The 16919-nt window shown below is 67.1% G+C and carries 15 protein-coding genes; 5 read left to right on the top strand and 10 right to left on the bottom strand.

The annotated features are described in order from the left end of the window. Window positions 1-38: 38 nt before the first annotated feature. The 6 genes from Q9R08_RS20225 to Q9R08_RS20200 all read right to left on the bottom strand — a co-directional run bounded on the left by Q9R08_RS20225 (window position 39) and on the right by Q9R08_RS20200 (window position 5509). Window positions 39-239 (bottom strand): hypothetical protein, encoded by a 201-nt coding sequence (locus Q9R08_RS20225; protein ID WP_308870016.1) that lies wholly within the window; start codon window positions 237-239, stop codon window positions 39-41. A 31-nt stretch (window positions 240-270) separates the two neighbouring features. Continuing rightward, window positions 271-1206, bottom strand: coding sequence for a nucleotidyl transferase AbiEii/AbiGii toxin family protein (locus Q9R08_RS20220; protein WP_308870015.1), 936 nt, complete (start codon window positions 1204-1206; stop codon window positions 271-273). A gap of 27 nt (window positions 1207-1233) precedes the next feature. After that, window positions 1234-1974, bottom strand: coding sequence for a type IV toxin-antitoxin system AbiEi family antitoxin domain-containing protein (locus Q9R08_RS20215; protein ID WP_308870057.1), 741 nt, complete (start codon window positions 1972-1974; stop codon window positions 1234-1236). A gap of 404 nt (window positions 1975-2378) precedes the next feature. Next, the gene (locus Q9R08_RS20210; RefSeq protein ID WP_308870014.1) at window positions 2379-3251 is read right to left on the bottom strand and encodes a DNA adenine methylase; all 873 of its coding nucleotides are present in this window, start codon (window positions 3249-3251) and stop codon (window positions 2379-2381) included. A 32-nt stretch (window positions 3252-3283) separates the two neighbouring features. Continuing rightward, the gene (locus Q9R08_RS20205; RefSeq protein ID WP_308870013.1) at window positions 3284-4867 is read right to left on the bottom strand and encodes a hypothetical protein; all 1584 of its coding nucleotides are present in this window, start codon (window positions 4865-4867) and stop codon (window positions 3284-3286) included. Window positions 4868-5329: 462 nt separating this feature from the next. Continuing rightward, complete coding sequence (locus Q9R08_RS20200; protein ID WP_308870012.1) at window positions 5330-5509, bottom strand: helix-turn-helix domain-containing protein; 180 nt, start codon at window positions 5507-5509, stop codon at window positions 5330-5332. A 119-nt stretch (window positions 5510-5628) separates the two neighbouring features. Between Q9R08_RS20200 and Q9R08_RS20195 the strand changes: the two genes are divergently transcribed. Beyond that, window positions 5629-6273 carry a hypothetical protein gene (locus Q9R08_RS20195; RefSeq protein ID WP_308870011.1) on the top strand — a complete coding sequence of 215 codons (645 nt, stop codon included), beginning with the start codon at window positions 5629-5631 and terminating at the stop codon, window positions 6271-6273. A 432-nt stretch (window positions 6274-6705) separates the two neighbouring features. Here the strand turns inward: Q9R08_RS20195 and Q9R08_RS20190 are convergent, their stop codons facing one another. Continuing rightward, a complete protein-coding gene (locus Q9R08_RS20190) occupies window positions 6706-8646 on the bottom strand; it encodes a fibronectin type III-like domain-contianing protein (protein ID WP_308870010.1) in 1941 nt (646 codons plus the stop codon). Window positions 8647-9189: 543 nt separating this feature from the next. Between Q9R08_RS20190 and Q9R08_RS20185 the strand changes: the two genes are divergently transcribed. After that, window positions 9190-10788, top strand: coding sequence for a carboxylesterase/lipase family protein (locus Q9R08_RS20185; RefSeq protein WP_308870008.1), 1599 nt, complete (start codon window positions 9190-9192; stop codon window positions 10786-10788). A 177-nt stretch (window positions 10789-10965) separates the two neighbouring features. On the opposite strand, the gene Q9R08_RS20180 is transcribed toward Q9R08_RS20185, so the two are convergent. Continuing rightward, a complete protein-coding gene (locus Q9R08_RS20180; RefSeq protein WP_308870007.1) occupies window positions 10966-11568 on the bottom strand; it encodes a DUF998 domain-containing protein in 603 nt (200 codons plus the stop codon). Between Q9R08_RS20180 and Q9R08_RS20175 the strand changes: the two genes are divergently transcribed. Together Q9R08_RS20175 and Q9R08_RS20170 are read left to right on the top strand one after the other, a co-directional pair. After that, the gene (locus Q9R08_RS20175) at window positions 11558-11980 is read left to right on the top strand and encodes an MmyB family transcriptional regulator (RefSeq protein WP_308870005.1); all 423 of its coding nucleotides are present in this window, start codon (window positions 11558-11560) and stop codon (window positions 11978-11980) included. The genes Q9R08_RS20180 and Q9R08_RS20175 overlap by 11 nt on opposite strands. Before the next feature lie 252 nt (window positions 11981-12232). Continuing rightward, window positions 12233-13585, top strand: coding sequence for a serine/threonine-protein kinase (locus tag Q9R08_RS20170; protein WP_308870004.1), 1353 nt, complete (start codon window positions 12233-12235; stop codon window positions 13583-13585). Between the two features lie 102 nt (window positions 13586-13687). Here the strand turns inward: Q9R08_RS20170 and Q9R08_RS20165 are convergent, their stop codons facing one another. Next, window positions 13688-13963, bottom strand: coding sequence for a DUF6458 family protein (locus tag Q9R08_RS20165; RefSeq protein ID WP_308870002.1), 276 nt, complete (start codon window positions 13961-13963; stop codon window positions 13688-13690). A 902-nt stretch (window positions 13964-14865) separates the two neighbouring features. Between Q9R08_RS20165 and Q9R08_RS20160 the strand changes: the two genes are divergently transcribed. After that, a complete protein-coding gene (locus Q9R08_RS20160; RefSeq protein WP_308870001.1) occupies window positions 14866-16509 on the top strand; it encodes a tyrosine-protein kinase domain-containing protein in 1644 nt (547 codons plus the stop codon). Between the two features lie 63 nt (window positions 16510-16572). On the opposite strand, the gene Q9R08_RS20155 is transcribed toward Q9R08_RS20160, so the two are convergent. Then, window positions 16573-16770, bottom strand: a complete 198-nt coding sequence (locus Q9R08_RS20155; RefSeq protein WP_308870000.1) for a hypothetical protein — start codon at window positions 16768-16770, stop codon at window positions 16573-16575. Between the last annotated feature and the right edge of the window lie 149 nt (window positions 16771-16919).

Below are 16919 nucleotides of genomic sequence, written 5' to 3'. Positions count from 1 at the left end.
CCGCTGAACGACCGCCTTGCGGGCGCCTGCGAAGGGCGTCAGCGCGTCGGCGGCATGAGCAGCGCCTCATTGGAGGGGCTCCCACTGCGGAACTCGTCACCGGAGGAGACCAACGCGTTCTCGCCCAGTTCCACGGCCTGCTCGGCGAGGTGCCGGGCGACTGCTGGGTTGAGCCTCCGGACCACCGTGGACGTCGAGGTCGATGCGAGCGTCGACGGCGTGCAGAAGACGTATGCCACCCCCATCGCCCCTCGGACGAGAGGCGTCCCCTTAGTCAGACCAGGACCGCTCCTCGTGGTCCCACGTGCCGGACATCCGCTCTCCGGAGAGGACGGGGTCCAGGCAGGGCCGGGTCTCGTCCAGGGATGCGTCGAGTTCATAGAGTCTGCTCGGGTACTCCGCAAATGTCCGCGCCTGGCGCGGAAACGCAACCCGCCACTCCTCGGCGGGCGCCTCCATGCGGCTCGGCAGCGTCGCCCGGCGCCGACCCGATTCGCGTGCGAGCACTTCCTTCAGGCGGGCGGCGTCGATGGGGCCGGCGTCCAGGATGCGGACGATGTCGGCGAGGTCACGGTACCGGGTGGAGGGCGACTCGCCGCCTCTCCCGTGTCGCTCGTACATCGCGCACACCTTGTCGGCCAGGTGGTTCTCGAGCGGAGTCGTTGGCACCGACGGTAGGTCGGCGAGCGTGTCGTGCTCGATGACGGCACGTAGCGGGACCTGGTCGACAGGAACGTCGAGGTGACGCCTCTCGGTGAGGTCGATGGTGAATGTGTCGAAGACCTGGGCGCCGAGACTCGCCTGCACCTTCGCGTTCGCCGTCTTCGCGCCGTAGCCGTACGGGTCAGGCTCGGAGTGCGGTTCGACGGAGACGACCACGAAGGTGAACGGGTCCCTGTCCGCGCCGGCGTTAACGAGCGACTGCAGCTCGGCGCGCACGTCCTCCGTCGATTCCCACTCGCTCTCGCGGGCCAAGTCGATGTCCTGCGTAAACCGTCCGCCGCCGGTGCGAATCAGCAACGCGTTCCCGCCGAGGAGCACCCACGGCGGCTGCGGGTCCGTGTCGAAAAGCCTGCTTAGGAAGAGCGTGAAGACGTACTGCTTGCGGATGACATCCGCAGTCACGCCGCGCCTGCGCGCCTCGTTGTTCAGCCTGGCCTGAAGCGACCGGGCGAGGGCTGCCAGCTGCAGCGTGGTGAGCGCCATTGTTCCCCCGTTCGAGGTTGCGGCCCGCTACGACGCGAGACGCTTCTCGAGGAGAGACAGTAGCGTCTTCGCGCCGTCGGGTTCTTCGAGAAGCTCTAGAGCCTGCTTCCGAAACTTGGTGGAGCGCGTGACCGCCGTGCGAACCGCGCTACGGAGCGCCGCCGTCAGATATTCGGGAGCGAACCCCGCGAGAAGCGCTCGTCCCGTGTCGAACCCGTAGTGCGCGGCGTGTGGGGAGAGCGCCTGCGCGAGCTCCTCGACATCCACATCCCGATCCTCGACCGCGGCGGAGAGAAAGCCGGCGAGGTGACCGGAATCCAGCGACGACGCAGCGAGGTCGGTGGCCGTGCGCACCACCGTGGTCACCGGAAGCCCGTCGACCACGGTCACGTCGTTGTCGTTCAGCTTGGCGCGGTGGAATCGGACGTCCGGCAGCGTGCTCTGGCGGCGCACCGGGGCGGTAAAGTCGTGGGCCGCGGGAACGAGGTCACCGAGACCATGCACGGCGGCCGCCGAAGCGCCAGAGACGACGACATCGCCATTCGCAGAGGCCGCCAGCCACGCCGCACGCAGGTCCTGCAGCCGGTCTACGCCCGCCGAGGGCAGTGCATATACTCCGTGGCGAACACGGAGTGCCTTCCCGGAGGCGGCAAGGCGCGTCAGGTCCACGCCCGACAGACCCGCCTCGCGAGCCTGAGCGGTCGTCACCAGACCACGTTGCGTCGAACCGAGCAGTTCGAGAACTTCCAGAGCATCAACAGCACGCATCACCACACCCCCTCATCGGCGCTTCTAATATTACACCTAGATGTAAGTTTGCAAGCGCAGATCGCTAAGCATCTCAGACAATCCACCGCGGCAGCGGACCGCGCGCCCAAGCAGTCTCACGGGGCCGAAATCGACGAGGGCGAAAGGCGAACGCGCTCACCGTCGTTGGAAACGTCCGCGCCATGGAGGCCGCTCTACAGCTGGCCGATGACATCAGTGAGGACTCCATCCTCGCCATACGCAAGACGCTGATGCTCCACGAGGTCGGTTTGCCGCCTGAGGACGCCGGCCGATTCCCGCCGAGCAGGTCTCGATCGGACGGGGTGAAGCCGGCGGGCTGCTTTCCTGCGCGGGCAGGAGCCACGCGCGCGCTGAGCACGCCACGATTCGTTCGCTCAGTACAGTCAGGCGGTTAACCGCTCGGGATGCACGACGCGCGTCATGTTCGGGAACTCGACCTCGAGGTCCTTGGACGTGGCGAGCAACTCGGTGCCGGTGCGTTTCACCGCCGCCGAGTACTTGATCGAGTATCTGTACAACGGGTCAGTGCCGTACAAGGCGGCGATGGCTTCGGCGTCGTCGTAGGTGAGCAGCCATGGGTTCTTCAGGGCGTGCACCTGCTCGGCTAGCTGGTCGTGGTCATCCTCTTCAAAGTAGTTCGAGTAGAGCCCCCGGCCCTTCACGAAGTACGGCGGATCCACGAAGAACAGGGTCGGCTCTGCTCGCTCGTCGTGCTGCTCGAGAAATGCACGCCCGTCCAGGCTCGATATCTCGATCTGGGCCCGGTATTTCCAGATCCGTTCGATTCTCTGTGCGAGCGTCTCCCGGTTGAACCGGCAGTCGATCAGGTAGTTGCCGGTTTGATCGAGGCCCCCGATCACACCACCCTTAATGACCCCCGAGCGGTTGGTGCGGTTCAGGAAGAGCGCGGCGAACCCCAGCGACACAGGATCGCTCGCGTCGCCGAGGAAGTAAGTCTCGCGTTGCTGATGCCACTCCGGGACTGTGATGGCGGTGGTCTCGATCTTGGAGAGGAGCTCGTCGTTCGCATTCAGGATTGACCACCACAGCGAGTAGATCGCAGGGTCGAGATCGTTGAGGGCAATGCGGTGGGTATGGCGTCCGTACAGCAGCGCCAACGCTAGGCCGCCGCCGCCGGCGTACGGCTCGGCGTACCGGTGCCCTCGTAGGTCGTTGCGTTCGATGACGTCGACGACTGCCTTCAGCAGGACGCTCTTTCCGCCGGGATATCGGAGCGGTGAGTAGGTGTTGGGCACGTTGCTGTTTCCTCCAGCTGTGACGCTAGCGGTCAGAACAGCTCTTGGCCAGCGACGTCCTCTACGAACGCGAAAATCCTCCGGGTGATCGGGAGCAGTGAATCCCATTCCGCGACCAACGTCGCCCAGGCGGGTATGGCGGCCCCGTGCGCGGCCGCCCCCAGTCCTGCGGGGCTGAGCAGCTGGCCGGGGTTCTGGGCGCTCCGTTGCAGTGCGTTGAGCGCGTTCTTCTCGGCGCGAGTCAGGTCCGGCCACGCGCCGATCACCTTGACGATGTCGAGGACTTTCACGTGGAGCTTCGACTCGGCCTTGCCCACGCAGGTCCTCTGCCACATGTCGACGTATATGCCCTCGAGGAACACGCGTGCCACGACGGACGCCGCTAGCGGGGTGTTCTTCGTGACCCGTGAGAGCTCGTAGATCACATGGCGACGGACGGAATCGGCAGTTGGGGTGGCGAACGAGCCGCCGTCCACGAGCGTCCAACGACTGGACGGCGCCGGGGGCTTCGGTACCTTGGTGTCGCCCCCGGTCGGGGCGTTCTCCGCCGACGAGTCGCGCCCCGAGCCACCGCTTTCAGCGCCGTTGATCCCCGCCGTCCGTGCGCCCTGTTCAGCTTCGAAGCTCTCGGCTCCCGCCTCGTCGCGCGGATCTTCGACGAAGCCTGCGGTTCCCGCCGAAGCTCCATCGCCGAGCAACGGGTCTTTCAACTGGTCGTCAACCCACTGTTGAATGTCTCGCGCCGACATGCGGGAGTGAACGGTGGGTTCGTCCGCGAACAACCCCCAGAGGAAGACACGCAGTCGCTCCTTGTAGAGGTCGCCATCGAGATCCGTGATGTAGTTGGGATCGTCCGCGGCCGTGGAGATCCGTAGGTAGCCCCTTCGGAAGGGGACCCGGTCGGAGAACCGGCGCACCGTCGTGACGACCCGCTTGCGGCGCTGCTCGGGCGTGATGAGGTTCAACCTGACCCCGTCGTCGAGGAGCCGCAGCGCGAGCGCGTTCGCGGATACGCCGAAGTGACGGTCCTTCGCCGCGGGCGACCACTGCCGCAGCCCCTTTCCCGCCAGTGCGCCCTGGTGTCGCCGCTCGAGCCACGGGTCAGCCTCCTCGCGGGATTCGAAGACGGCGACGTCGATCTCGATGTCACCGGGATTCCATCCGGTGGCGGCCGTGCGGACCCGAGCCCGGTACTTCGCAGGCGCGAGCTCGGGGTCGTTCAGCAGGATGAGCGAGCACAACCGACGGTTACCCTCCAGCGCGATGAGAATCTCTCCCGACCGGACCGCGCCGAAGCGGTCGAACGGGCTCAGCGAGCGTAGATCGGCGATGTCCTCGAGCAGCGGCAGCACATCCTCGTTCGCCGCCAGGTAGTCGATGACGTCCTGCTGCTGCGACTTCGGTTCGTGTCGCGGATTCTCCTCGTCGAGACGCAGCTTCCACAGGTCTTCGCCCTTGAGCGTGGTCTTCTCGATCAACTGATCCCCCAGGATTCGGCCAATTCCCATGACTCTAGCGGTATGGAGCGCCGGCGCCCGGTCGGGACGACGTGCTACATCCGGCGGAGTATCGTCGACACTCGCGCGGAGCAATTCGGTGTTGTCGCCGGCGCGCACAGTTACCTGCGTTGGGCGTCGGCGCCGCTGAGCGAACCCGCCGAAGACGGGTGGGACGCCGCCATCGCGTACATCGACTGCGTCAGCGCATGGATCGGTCGCAGCGAGTAGAGGGCCTGTGGCTTGCCGGACCGAGGCCACATCACGAGTGGGTTCGGCAGTATGAGCGGCGCCGGTCTGCGCCGGTGCCGAGCCGACTTGACTGGATTCTCCGTCGTGTTGCTAGCTGAGCGATCCGCACGTGACCAGATCGATGCCACAGATCCAGGCCCTCGACGGGCACATCCCGCTTACGACCCCGCGCTGACCGTTGGTTCCGCTCGCAGGGGCGGATGCGTTGGCTGGGGCCAGCGCCTTGAGCAAAGCCCGACGAGGGAGCGTCTTCGTTCACCACACGCCTGGGGATCACGCCGTGCCTGTCGGCTATTTGGACGATGGGCAGCGCCGCCCGTGGCGCCGCTATCAGGCATCGACGCCGAAGGCGCGCAGGAGCGGCACGCGAGGGATCATCCGGCGCGGGCCGAGTTGGACTGTGGGGATGGTCCCGCTCTCGATGCCGAGCTTGATCGTGCGGTAGTCGACACCGACGAGCTTTGCGGCATCCTTCATCGTCAGTGCCAGAGAATCTTGTGACCGGTTCATGGTCCCACCCTTCTTTGAGCCAGCAGTGTCACTCTCCCTTCGTGGGAAGGTACCACACGCGTGAGCCAAGATCGACAGTCTTCTTCGCGATTCTTCGATGACCTGGAATAGTGGGCTCCATGGCAGACGTCGAGACCTACGACTTCAGCGACGAACGCATAGATCTCGGCAGCGGGGTGACGCTTCCGAAGTCCTGGCGCGCGCGCGTGTCGGGTGAGCAGGATGTGCCCGGCACGATCACCGTCCGCGTGGAGTGGGATGACACGCTTGGACGCACCGCGGTGGTCTTCGCTGCGTTGGAGCGCGAAGCGGAGGGCGTCGACATCACCAGCCAGGCGCTCCGCGAGGTGCGAACCCACTGGATCATGACGAGGTCTGCTCTCGATGTCGTGACCGTCGACGTCGGCACGGAGAATGGCGACAAGCGCGACCGCATACCGGTGCGCGACTTTCTCAGTCGCGTGCGGGCACGTGAGGAGCGCGAGCCCCTGGAGTCCCTCCACGCCGCGATCTCCGTCTATCGCGTCGCGACCGCAATCAGCTATCCGCCACTGAAGCTCGTCGCCGACACTCTCCAGATCAGCCAGAGCACCGCGACCCGCCTCATGAGTCGCGCGCGCGACTCGGGTCTGGCTCCAGAAGTCCGTATTCAGGAACCCCGACGGGCGCCGGCGGTTGACCCTTACAACCCGGGCAAGCCAAACGACCCTGCGGCGCCCCACCAGGGACCGACGCAGCCCGGAGGCCCGTCAATCGGACGCTGAGCGGCCTGCCGGCGCTGCCGCTTCACGGCCCACTCGGAGGACAACGTCGCCAAAACTTGGTTTTGAGCATAATGCTCACCTAGGCGACGGTGTGGCGACATGCATTCAGCAATGTGCTCATCTGCCGCTCATTGCCGTAGGGTCGACCTCCAACGCTCGCCAGGCTCACGTCTTGGATGCTCGCGACCCCTGATTTTTCAACGGTTCTTGCCCGCATTTTGCCCGCAAACTGTTTGCGGCACACTGTCTTCGATGGTCGGTCAGTGTTGCCTGAGCCCTCGAAGATCCGCGTAATTCCGCGGTTCTTGCAGGTTCGGGTCCGATTGAGCATTATGCTCAGTCGTGTTCGAGTCCCTCCAGGGGCATTGGTGCATTTTCTCATTCTGACCGGGGATTTATCTCGAGGCGGGCCCGGTCATCCATGTTCCTGAGTCAGCTGGCAGAGACAGCCGACGCCGACAGGAAGGTCCGTTCGGAACTCCTCAGCCGACGGCGGGGTCCGATGACGTCGACCACAGTCTCGAGCGGTCGCGACGCGGCGTCGAAGCTCACCCACACGTTCACCGGCGACGGCTCAACGACGAACTCGCCCCCGATGTCCGTGCACCCGAGTTGCGCGGCATCCAGCGTGAAGGTCACCCGCCGCGCCTCCCCAGCATCGAGCGAGACCCGTGCGAATCCCGCGAGCTGCTGAGCAGGGCGCGTGGCCCCGACGGTGTTCACACGGGCGTAGAGCTGCACGACCGTGTCTCCGCTGCGCTCGCCCGCATTCTCCACGGTCGCCGCGATCCGCACCGATCCGCTGGTCGTCATCTCGGCATCCGCAACCAGGTCCGACAGCACGAACTTCGTGTAGCTCAGGCCGTGCCCGAACGTGAAGAGCGGCGTAGCGGGCACGTCGAGGTAGTGCCGATCGACGTCAGGCGGCAGCGGGTTGCGGTAGCCAGTGCCTGCCCGCTGGTGGTGGTAGACGGGGATCTGACCCGTATGGCGCGGGATGCTGTAGGGCAGCTTTCCGCTCGGGTTCACCGCTCCGAACAGCACGTCGGCGACAGCCGCCGGCCCGAAGGGCCCGCCGTACGACGACACCACGATCGCAGCGGCATCCTGCTTTCGATACCAGTCGGTGTGGATCGGCAGCGCGTCGGTGTCGTAGAGGTTGGACACCACGATCACCTTCCCGTTGATCGACCCGTCGAACGCCGCGAAGCCGGAGACGAAGCCTGAGAAGCCGGGCTCGGCGACCGGGCGCTGCGGATAGATCGGGGTGCCGTCGGCGACGCGGAACTGGTCCAGTGCTATCCACCCGGTGCTTGCCGGGGGGAGCTGGTAGCGGTACGCGAACCGCTTCGCGATGTTCCAGCGGTGGCCGACGGTGTCTCCCATCTCGGCGAGTTCCGCACGAACCCGCTGCCCGAGCGGGGTGTTCTCCGTGCCGAGGTGGCCGGGCGCGTTCCAGAAGTCGTCGACGTAGGTGGGGTCGTAGGACAAGGGACTGTCGGAGTCGAGCCCCGCTCCGTAGAACTGCGGGTCTCTGCCGAGCAGGTAGTCGGGGTTCTCCCAGCCCTTCCAGGGGATGCCGAGCTTGTGCACCTCGGTGAGCAGCGCGCGCTCCGCCTCGTCGAGCGTCGCGTACGGATCGCCGCTCCCTCCGGGCAGAAGCGCGTCGCGGATCTCAGCGGCCTTTTCGCCGAGGATCAACTCAGCGGCCGCGCGCCCGTTGAAGTTGTAGCTGTTCGGCGTCGGCACGGCCTGCACCATCGGGACGAAGCCCTGCCACACGCCCTCGGTGTTCTCGGCCGCGCCGACCGTCTGGAACGACCCGCCGCTCGGACCGTAGAGGTAACCGTAGATGACGCGATCAGTGCCGTAGTACTCGGCCGCGACCGTCTCGGCGAACTTGGCTGCCGCTGCCGCGTGGCGGTAACCGAGCGACAGGGAGGTGTTGCCGGCCTGCACCGCGTATCCGCCACTGGCCGGCGCGAACCCGATTGCGCGGTCCGTCGCCTCGGCGAGGTTCACGCCCGGCGTGAACACGGTCGGGTAGGTGTACTGGAAGAAGCGGCCCTCCCATTGATTCTTGTCCGCCTCTGCGTGGAGGTAGATCGTGAACTGGATGTCAGTTCCTTCGAAGTGACCCGCGAGCCGGTGATGCGGCACTGGCGAGGTCTCGTCGGTCTCGGCGTCGATGACCGGATCCGCGTAGGTCTGATCGTTGCAGTCGGCGGTCACCTGCATCGGTTTGCCGAAGCCGGGGTCGATGCACGGTGCCGACTCGGCCATGGCAGGGGCAGCCGGCAGCAGCGCGGCGGTGAGCGCAACGACGGCGCCGAGCGCGATGGGCGCACGGCGCACGAGGGGTGGTTTGGGCACGGGGCTCCTCCAGCGTCTTCGATGGGTGTGCCACGACTTCTGTGGCGGAACGGCATCTCCCCAGCTTCGAAGGATGCCGAACAGCGACCGACCGTAAGCGTGGGCACAGCTACCGTGCAACGAACGAGCGGACTATTGCGCAACATCCGCCCCCGGTTCATAGGCGGCTTCGTGACGCCCAGCGTCGCCGATGTCCTGATGCAGAACTGCCACCGCCGTCCCGAGACAGGCCAGTCGTAGCGAGTTCCTTTGAAGGATCGGGCGGGAGCCCCGGCGGTTGCGGCGGTCCTCGTGTTAGTTCTGGCGTGGACTGATGCCACCGAGTGCCTCAACGAGCAGCGTGAGGATCCGCTCGCGGCTATGCCGCTCACTCGCCCGGCATCGCCCCCCACCTCCGCGGTCACCTGACCGTGCCGGGGATTGACCGGCGCTCGGGGCAGTATTCCGCATTCGCACCCGTGTGCCCGCCGGGCGGCCGTCGACGCTGCCCATTGCGGATACCGCCCGATCAGGCTGAGGTAGAGGAGTGAGCAGCGTGCGATCGTGATCGGCCGCCGCCGGCGGCACGACGACGAGACGGTCGACGTGCGGGTCGTCGGTGGCGTGGTACGCGGCGTGCGGGAACGCGGGCTGCTTGCCTGGCGCGGAATCCCGTATGCCGCGCCGCCCGTAGGGGGACGGCGATTCGCGAGTCCCGCCGCTGTGGTGCCGTGGGAGGGCACCCGCGACGCGATCGACTTCGGTTCGGCCGCCCCGCAGGCGTTCCGCAATCCGCTCGTCCATCCACCATCCGTGGTGATCGCAGCGGACGAGGACTGCCTGACGGTGAACGTGCACGCGCCCATCTGGGACGATCACGGCTCTAACCCGCTGCCCGTCATGGTGTACATCCACGGCGGCGGTTACAGCGTCGGATCGTCGCGAGACTTCTCGGGGCAGGGCGAGGGATTCGTCCGCGACGGCCATGTCGTGTACGTCAGCTTCAACTATCGCCTCGGGCCGCTCGGCTACCTCGACTTCAGTGACTACTCGACCCCTGATCGACCGTTGACGAGCAATCTCGGGCTCCGCGACCAGGTGGCACTGCTGAGATGGGTGCGAGAGAACATCGGTGCCTTCGGCGGCGATGCCGAGAACGTGACGGTGTTCGGCGCCTCGGCGGGTGGCAACGCGGTGACGACGCTGATGGCAACGCCGTCGGCGCGCGGGCTGTTCGCTCGGGCCATCGCCCAGAGCCCGCCACCGGGCGCCGTCTACCCGCCCTCGATGAGTCGGCGATGGGCAGGCGAGTACGTCCAGATCCTCCGCCAGACGCTCGAGTCTCGCGGGAGACACGACGCAGAGGAGTCCGCGGAAGCACTCCCTGTCCCCCGTACGGCGCACCAGCTGCTGACGACCGCATCGCCGAGCGATCTCGTCGCAGCGTGCACGGTACTCCAGATCCGGACGCCAGACGCCTACCCCGGCACCTTCTGCCTGGCGCCGGTCATCGACGGCGACTTCCTGCCCCACCACCCGTTGCGGGCGTTCCGCGCGGGAACTGCGCACCGCGTTCCGCTCATCATCGGAACGAACAATCGCGAAGGGGCGATCTTCCGGGGCCGCGTCGACATCCTGCCCCGAACTCCCCCGCGAATCGAGGCGCTCTTCGCACGCGCCCCCGCCGGTTCGCGACGGCGCATGCGCGCCGTCTATCCCGGACTGCCCACACGACGGGCCGCCGCGGACTTCGGAGGGGACTTCGGCTTCTGGTTCCCCAGCACACGCGTGACCGACTACCACTCGCGCTTCGCGCCCACGTGGGCCTACCGCTTCGACGTGGCACCGCGGCTACTGGAGATCCTCGGCCTGGACGCCACCCATGGCGTCGAGATGTTCGCCCTCTTCGCGCGCACTGACCTCGCGATGGCACGGCTCATCACTGCGTTCGGCGGGGCGGAGGAGTACGCGGCCGCCGGCCAGCGCATGCGGACCATGTGGCTGCGATTCGCAGCGGGCGCTCCACCCGAGGAGACGTGGCCGTCCTACCGCGAGCCCGACCGATCCACGTTGATCATCGACGTGACGGATCGCGTCGAACACGATCCCCGCCGTGCCCGACGACGGGCGTGGGAACAGTTCCTCCCTGACACCGCGTGGTGATCACCGCGACATGCGCGCGCCGAACCGTAGGGGGGACGCGGCGAAATGCGGTGTGCGGCCGAGAGACCACACACCGCATTTGCCGTGCGCTCTGCTACTTCGTGAACGAGAACAGGGCGGTAGATGCCGCGAGGTAGCGCTCGGTGCAGCCTCGGCCTCCGAAACGGCGCTCTTGCATCACACGAACGTAAGAACGTCCAGAGCGGCAACCACCACCCATCCCAGGTAGGCGACAAGACAGAACCTGTCCGGCCACCCGATTCGAATCTCAGGGGAACCGCCCCGCCCGTGCGCGGGAGCAGCAGCGACAAGGAACCACACCAGGCCGGCGAAGGGAACAACGGAGGCGACCGCCAGCGCCCATCCGAACGCGGGCGCCACCCCGAACCCTGCCAATAGCGCGGCAGGAGGAAAGCCTGCGAGCAACACGGCGCCCAGCACCGTATGCGCCCTGCCGACACGCGTCCCCTGAGCGCGCGGAGTCATGATCGGATCGGCATCGATGAACGCGGCACCAAGCGCACCCAGCGCGACAGCGGCAAGGCCGACCGTCCACGCGCCACCGAACGGCCACAACGCCACGCACAACGCCGCCGGGCTGATCGCCATCGTGATGAAGGCCAGGCGCATGACCCACCCATATCGCCCGAAGGAGTACTCGCTGATCATCCGCCAAGACGGGTCATACTCCGGCTCGAGCACATGAAGGATCGCGACCAGCGCAACCGTGACCCCACCGGCGACGAGCGCCGTCACGGCGGCGAGGTCAGTGACGCTCAAGACCGGACAGCCAAACCTGCAGCAACCACGGGCATCCTCCTGCGCGGCACTCTATCCCGGCGTTAGCTCGCGGCCGCGGTTGAGCCGCCTGGACCCGCACGTCACGGTGAGTTGCCACACCCGATCCGCGATCGCGGGCATCAACGTGGCCCACCTGCGCACCGAAGCCGGACGCGACCCGCACAGCAAACCGCTGCACGACCTCGTCGGAGAGCTGTCCACACGCAGCGATCATCTCCTGACCCTGTGGGGCCGCCGCCACGACGTCTGGGAGCACCAGTCCGGAGGGAAGCGTTTTCACCACCGCGCGGTCGGTGCCCTGGCTCTCCACTTCAACGGGCTCGACCTGGTGGGTGAATCAGGGGTGCAACTGACCGTTCTCACCGCAGGAACCGGGATCACCCGACCATGAAGCGCTCCAGCTCCTTGGCGGCTGGGCCTCGTCGACCTCACGCGAGGAGTCAGCACCCGATCGAAGTGAACCGACGCAGAGAAGGTCAGGGGAACGCGGATGACGACCGACCGGTACGCATCGCCGCGCAGTTGCAGCCGCAGCGCGCGACGACTGCACGTCAACCGGCTATGGTCAAGGCGCATCAGCCGGGAGGTTGAGGGGTTAGTTTCGAATCGGATCCGCTCCTTCGCGGGCCCACGGAAGGAGCGGATGGCGAACGTGGAGGCTGAATCGACAGCCGCGCTTCTCGACGGTCGTTACCGGTTGGGGGAATGCGTCGGTGAAGGCGGAATGGCCCGGGTCTACCGAGGCGAGGACGTCGTGCTCGGCCGCACTGTCGCGATCAAAGTCATCCGTCCCGGCATAGACGGAGCTTCCTCGGAACGCGCGCGCAGCGAGATGGCCGTGCTGGCCTCGCTCAATCATCCCTCGCTCGTCACCCTCTACGACGCGCGTCTCGTGCCGCAACGTCCCGAGTATCTGGTGATGGAGTTCGTCGAGGGCCCGACGCTGGCCGCACGGCTTGCCCAAGGGACGCTTCCGCCTGAGATCGTCGGCCACTTCGCCGCGGAGCTCGGCGAGGCGCTGCACGTGGTCCACAGCGCTGGGATCGTGCATCGCGACATCAAGCCGTCCAACGTGCTTCTCACCCCTCCCCAGCTGCCCGGCGCGCGCCCTCATGCCAAGCTGGCGGACTTCGGCATCGCGCTCCTGCTCGACGCGTCTCGCATCACCTCCCCTGGCATGGTCATCGGCACCGCCGCGTACCTCGCGCCGGAGCAGGTCCGCGGAGCAGACCCGGCGCCGCCAGCAGACGTCTACTCGCTCGGCCTCGTGCTGCTCGAAGCGCTGACAGGGCGCCGGGACCAGGCCGGCGGGCAGGGCGCCGAGGTGGCGCTCCGACGGCTGCAGAACCCGCCGACCATCCCCGACTCGGTGGATCGGCGCTGGACGCGACTGCTGACCCGCATGCTCGACCCGGACCCCGGCGCGCGGCCGACTGCGGCCGAAGTGGCGACACAAGCTGGAAGGCTCGCAGTGCCCAGCCAGCCCGAACCGGCATCGAGCACCCGGGCTACCGTTCCCGTCGCACTTGCCGCGGCCGCCGAGGCCGGCGCTGATGCCGGAGCCACCGACGTCTATGACTCGACTGAGGGTGAGCCCCTCACGCGCACCCGACTCCTCCCAGCGCCCGAGGACCCCGCCCCATCCTCCGGGCGTACCGGGCGTCGGACCGGGCTGGTTGCAGTGGTCGGTGCATCGATCGCCGCCGTAGTGATCGCGGGCGCCGCCATCATCGGCTTCTCTTTTATGGGTGGACCGGATCAGGCGCCGGTGCCGGCAGCGACCACGCCGGCAGACACGGTGCCGTCCGAACCACCGGCGCCGACTGAGGTCGAAGACCCGGGCGACGAGGATGTCGTTGTGGACGACCAGAGTGGCCTATCGGAGGAGGAGCGGGAGGCCGCGGAGGAGGCTCAGAAGCGGATCAAGGAGGAGCAGAAAAAGCTCGACGAGGAGCAGCGCAAGCGGGCCCAGGAGGAGCGGAAGAAGGCCGAGTAGGAGTGAAGAATCACGCCTACTGCGGTGACACCTCTCGGAGATCCCCCGCGAGTGCTCGCGAGAGGGACGCCGCCAGGCTGCTGCGCCCCTCTCGCGATTGGGTCAGAGTCCGACGGTGTCATCCGTCTCGCGCGTGACGCGCTGCGTCACCCCCGCATCGACCGGCCGCGCGACCGCGGGATCGGCTACCGTGCGCGTGACGGAGTCGGTCCGGCGACGCCGGAACAGCAAGACGATGCCTGTCAGGAAGACCACTGCGCCGGCGATCATGAGGATGTAGCCGACGACGTCAAGGCTCACCCACCCGATGTCGACGTTGACGGCGAACGCCAGGATGGCGCCTATCGCGAAGAGCGCGATTCCAGCTCCGATACTCATTGGTGTTCCTTTCCGGGCAGGACGACGCGCCCTCCCCTTGTCGGGCATTCAGCCCGCTGGCGATCATGACGCACTGCGCAACAAGGCGTGAGGGGTTGACACTCCTGTCGAGGCTGCGGTAGCCGACCACGAGCGGCGCGGATTCACAGAACGCGAGGGCTTCTCAACCTCTCTGCACCTCCGAGCAGCGCGGGGCTACCGTCTCCCTGGGTATGCCGCGAGATGGCCGGCACGTCACGAAAGGCCGGGAGCGTTCGACACCGAACGCCCTATGCCCGCGAGTTCAGGTAGAGCTGGACCAGAAGCTCCTCCACGCCGTCTTCGGCTGTTGCGAAGTCACGCGGGACGACCCGTCCAACGAGATCGAGCTCAGCGCTTCGGCTGCTCCCCCGCACAGTCTCTTCTGCCCACGCCGTGTTCCGGCGGCGCGGACGGCCCGGAGCGGCATCCGACGGCGAGTTCGGTCAGCCGCGCACGCGGGCCGACAGATGTCAAGGGGTTCCGCTGCCGCACACGACAGTGGACGATCGGTTCCGGGAGAGGGAACCGATGCTCGAGTGGGATCGAAGCGTCACGTCGAAGGAGCCGTTCAGCCGCGCGTTGGGCGCTGCCCCTGGACGCTACGCGACAACGTCACAGCTGACAGAAGCCGTCAGACGACGACGCAAGCGGCGCGGACAGTCGCTGACGAGCGCCAAAGCCACGTATACCCGAAGCGCTCGGTGGAATGCGGTCCTGGCGATGTCCCCGAGGCGGCGGCGCAGAGCTGAGTCAGAGTTGCGGCACGCCATCCGGAGCGGAGCAATCGAACTGATGCGGCATCAGTTCCTGCGTCAATCCATGCTGCGACACGGGCGCGAGCTCGACGGTGTCATCACCTCGGTGTGATCGGGAACGATGCAATGGACGCCAGAACCATGCTGCGACTCGTCCGCCACTACTGGACGATCGTCGTTGCCTGCATGCTGCTCGGGGTGCTGGGCGGCGGGGCTCTGGCAATCGCGGCCTCCCCTCAGTACACGGCAAGCTCGGACGTCTTCGTGACCCTGCCCGGTGGAGCCAGCACCAGAGAGCTTGTCGAGACGTCGAACTTCTCGCAGTTGCAGGCTCGGAACTTCAGTGCGGTCGCAACCCGCGAGGTGGTGCTCGCCCCCGTCATCGACTCCCTCGATCTGGACGTCACGATCTCGCAGCTGCGCCGGCAGGTCACCACATCGGTGCCGTTGAACACGAGTGTCATCACCATCTCGGCAACCGACGAGTCCCCCGCCCGGGCGGCCGCGATCGCCAACTCGGTGTCGAAGTTCCTCGCCGAGGTCGTGCCATCGCTGACACCGCGCGTGGACGGCCAGTCGCCCGTCCGACTGCAGGTCATCGAGTCCGCCAAGCCCCCGACGGCGCCATCCTCACCCAACGTCCCCCTGCTGCTGCTGACCGGCCTGCTCGCCGGCCTCGTCGCCGCGACGGTGTTCGTCGTGCTCCGCGGCGTCGTCGACGCCCGCGTCCGCGACAAGGAGCAGATCACCGAGATCACCGGGCTGCCCGTGCTCGGAGTCGTCTCGTTCGACCGCCGCGCACAACGAGACCCCATCGCCGTCCTCAAGGCCGGCTCCCGGCGCGGCGAGGAATACCGGCAGCTGCGCGCCAACCTCCGATTCCTCCAGCCCGGCGAGGTCCACAAGGTCTTCTCGATCACCTCGTCCCGCCCCGGCGAGGGCAAGAGCGCGACAGCGGCCAACATCGCCGCCGCGCTGGCCGCGTCCGGCCTCGAGGTCTGCCTCGTGGAAGCCGACCTGCGCCGACCGACGCTGAGCGGCCTGCTCGATCTTCCCGAGTACTCCGGGTTCACCGACGTGCTCACCGGAGACATCGCACTCGAGGACGCGATCGTCAGCTGGGGCCCCGACGACCTCAAGGTCCTCCTCGCCGGCTCCCGACCCCCCAACCCCAGCGAACTGCTCGAGTCGACCGCGGCCAGCGCGGCACTCCAACGCATACGCGAACGCTTCGACGTGACCATCATCGACTGCCCACCCATCAACCCCGTACCGGACGGCGCCGTGGTGGCGCGCATGCTCGGCGGCGTCATCCTCGTCATCGGCGCCCGCGTGCTCCGCGTGCGCGAACTGCGGCGAGCACTGGACCGACTGACCTCCCTCGGGACGTCGGTCGAAGGGGCCGTGTTCAACATGTCCCGCTCCCGAGAAGACGCCCGCTACGACTACGCCCCCGCCAAGGCACCCACCCGCCCGACCGAGGACGACGTCGCGAACGCGGATGTTCCCCCACGCGCACCCATTGCCGCCGAGGCTGACCATGACTTCGCGTGGAGCACCGCTGCGTCGACGAGCGGGCGAGCGGGTGAGTCGCAATGGGAGGAGGTCGAACCGACCGGCGCCGCGGAACCTGCGCGGACGCTGGTGGCGGAGCTGGAGATCGACCGGCCGACGAATGAAGCGGAAGCCGAACCCGGCCAGGAAGCCGAGAGTGTTGCTCGCCCAGCCCGCAAACGTAGCCGAGGACTCCCGCCGCCACACACACCGTGACGTACGCCGGACTCATGGACGCCGAGACCGGCGCACCACACTACGGGCGGCGCCGGCGCCGCTCTATTCGTCGCCCGGGCGACCAGCCTTCCTGCGTTCGAGTCTCCAGTGGATCTGGTGCGTGGTCGGGTGTCGCCACTCGTGAATCCGATATTCGAAGCCCGGCAGCAGGACGATCGGGATCGGATCCGGCGATGCGGGCGCCACTGCGCCCACGACGATCTTCGCGTCGGTCGGGATGAACGGCGATTCGGCGGGCACGGGCGCCGTGATTATCTCGACGGGATCTCCATATGGGCGAGCCATACCCGAACCATAGCAGCTGAGGGGTTTCTGACAGACAGCTTACAGAACGCATAGAGCACCTATAGCTCTCATATAGAGCTGTTTTAGACTCGAACGGGACGCGC

The organism is Microbacterium psychrotolerans, from assembly GCF_031085295.1.
Classification (GTDB): domain Bacteria; phylum Actinomycetota; class Actinomycetes; order Actinomycetales; family Microbacteriaceae; genus Microbacterium; species Microbacterium psychrotolerans.
This window is presented reverse-complemented; position numbering and strand designations above follow the sequence as displayed.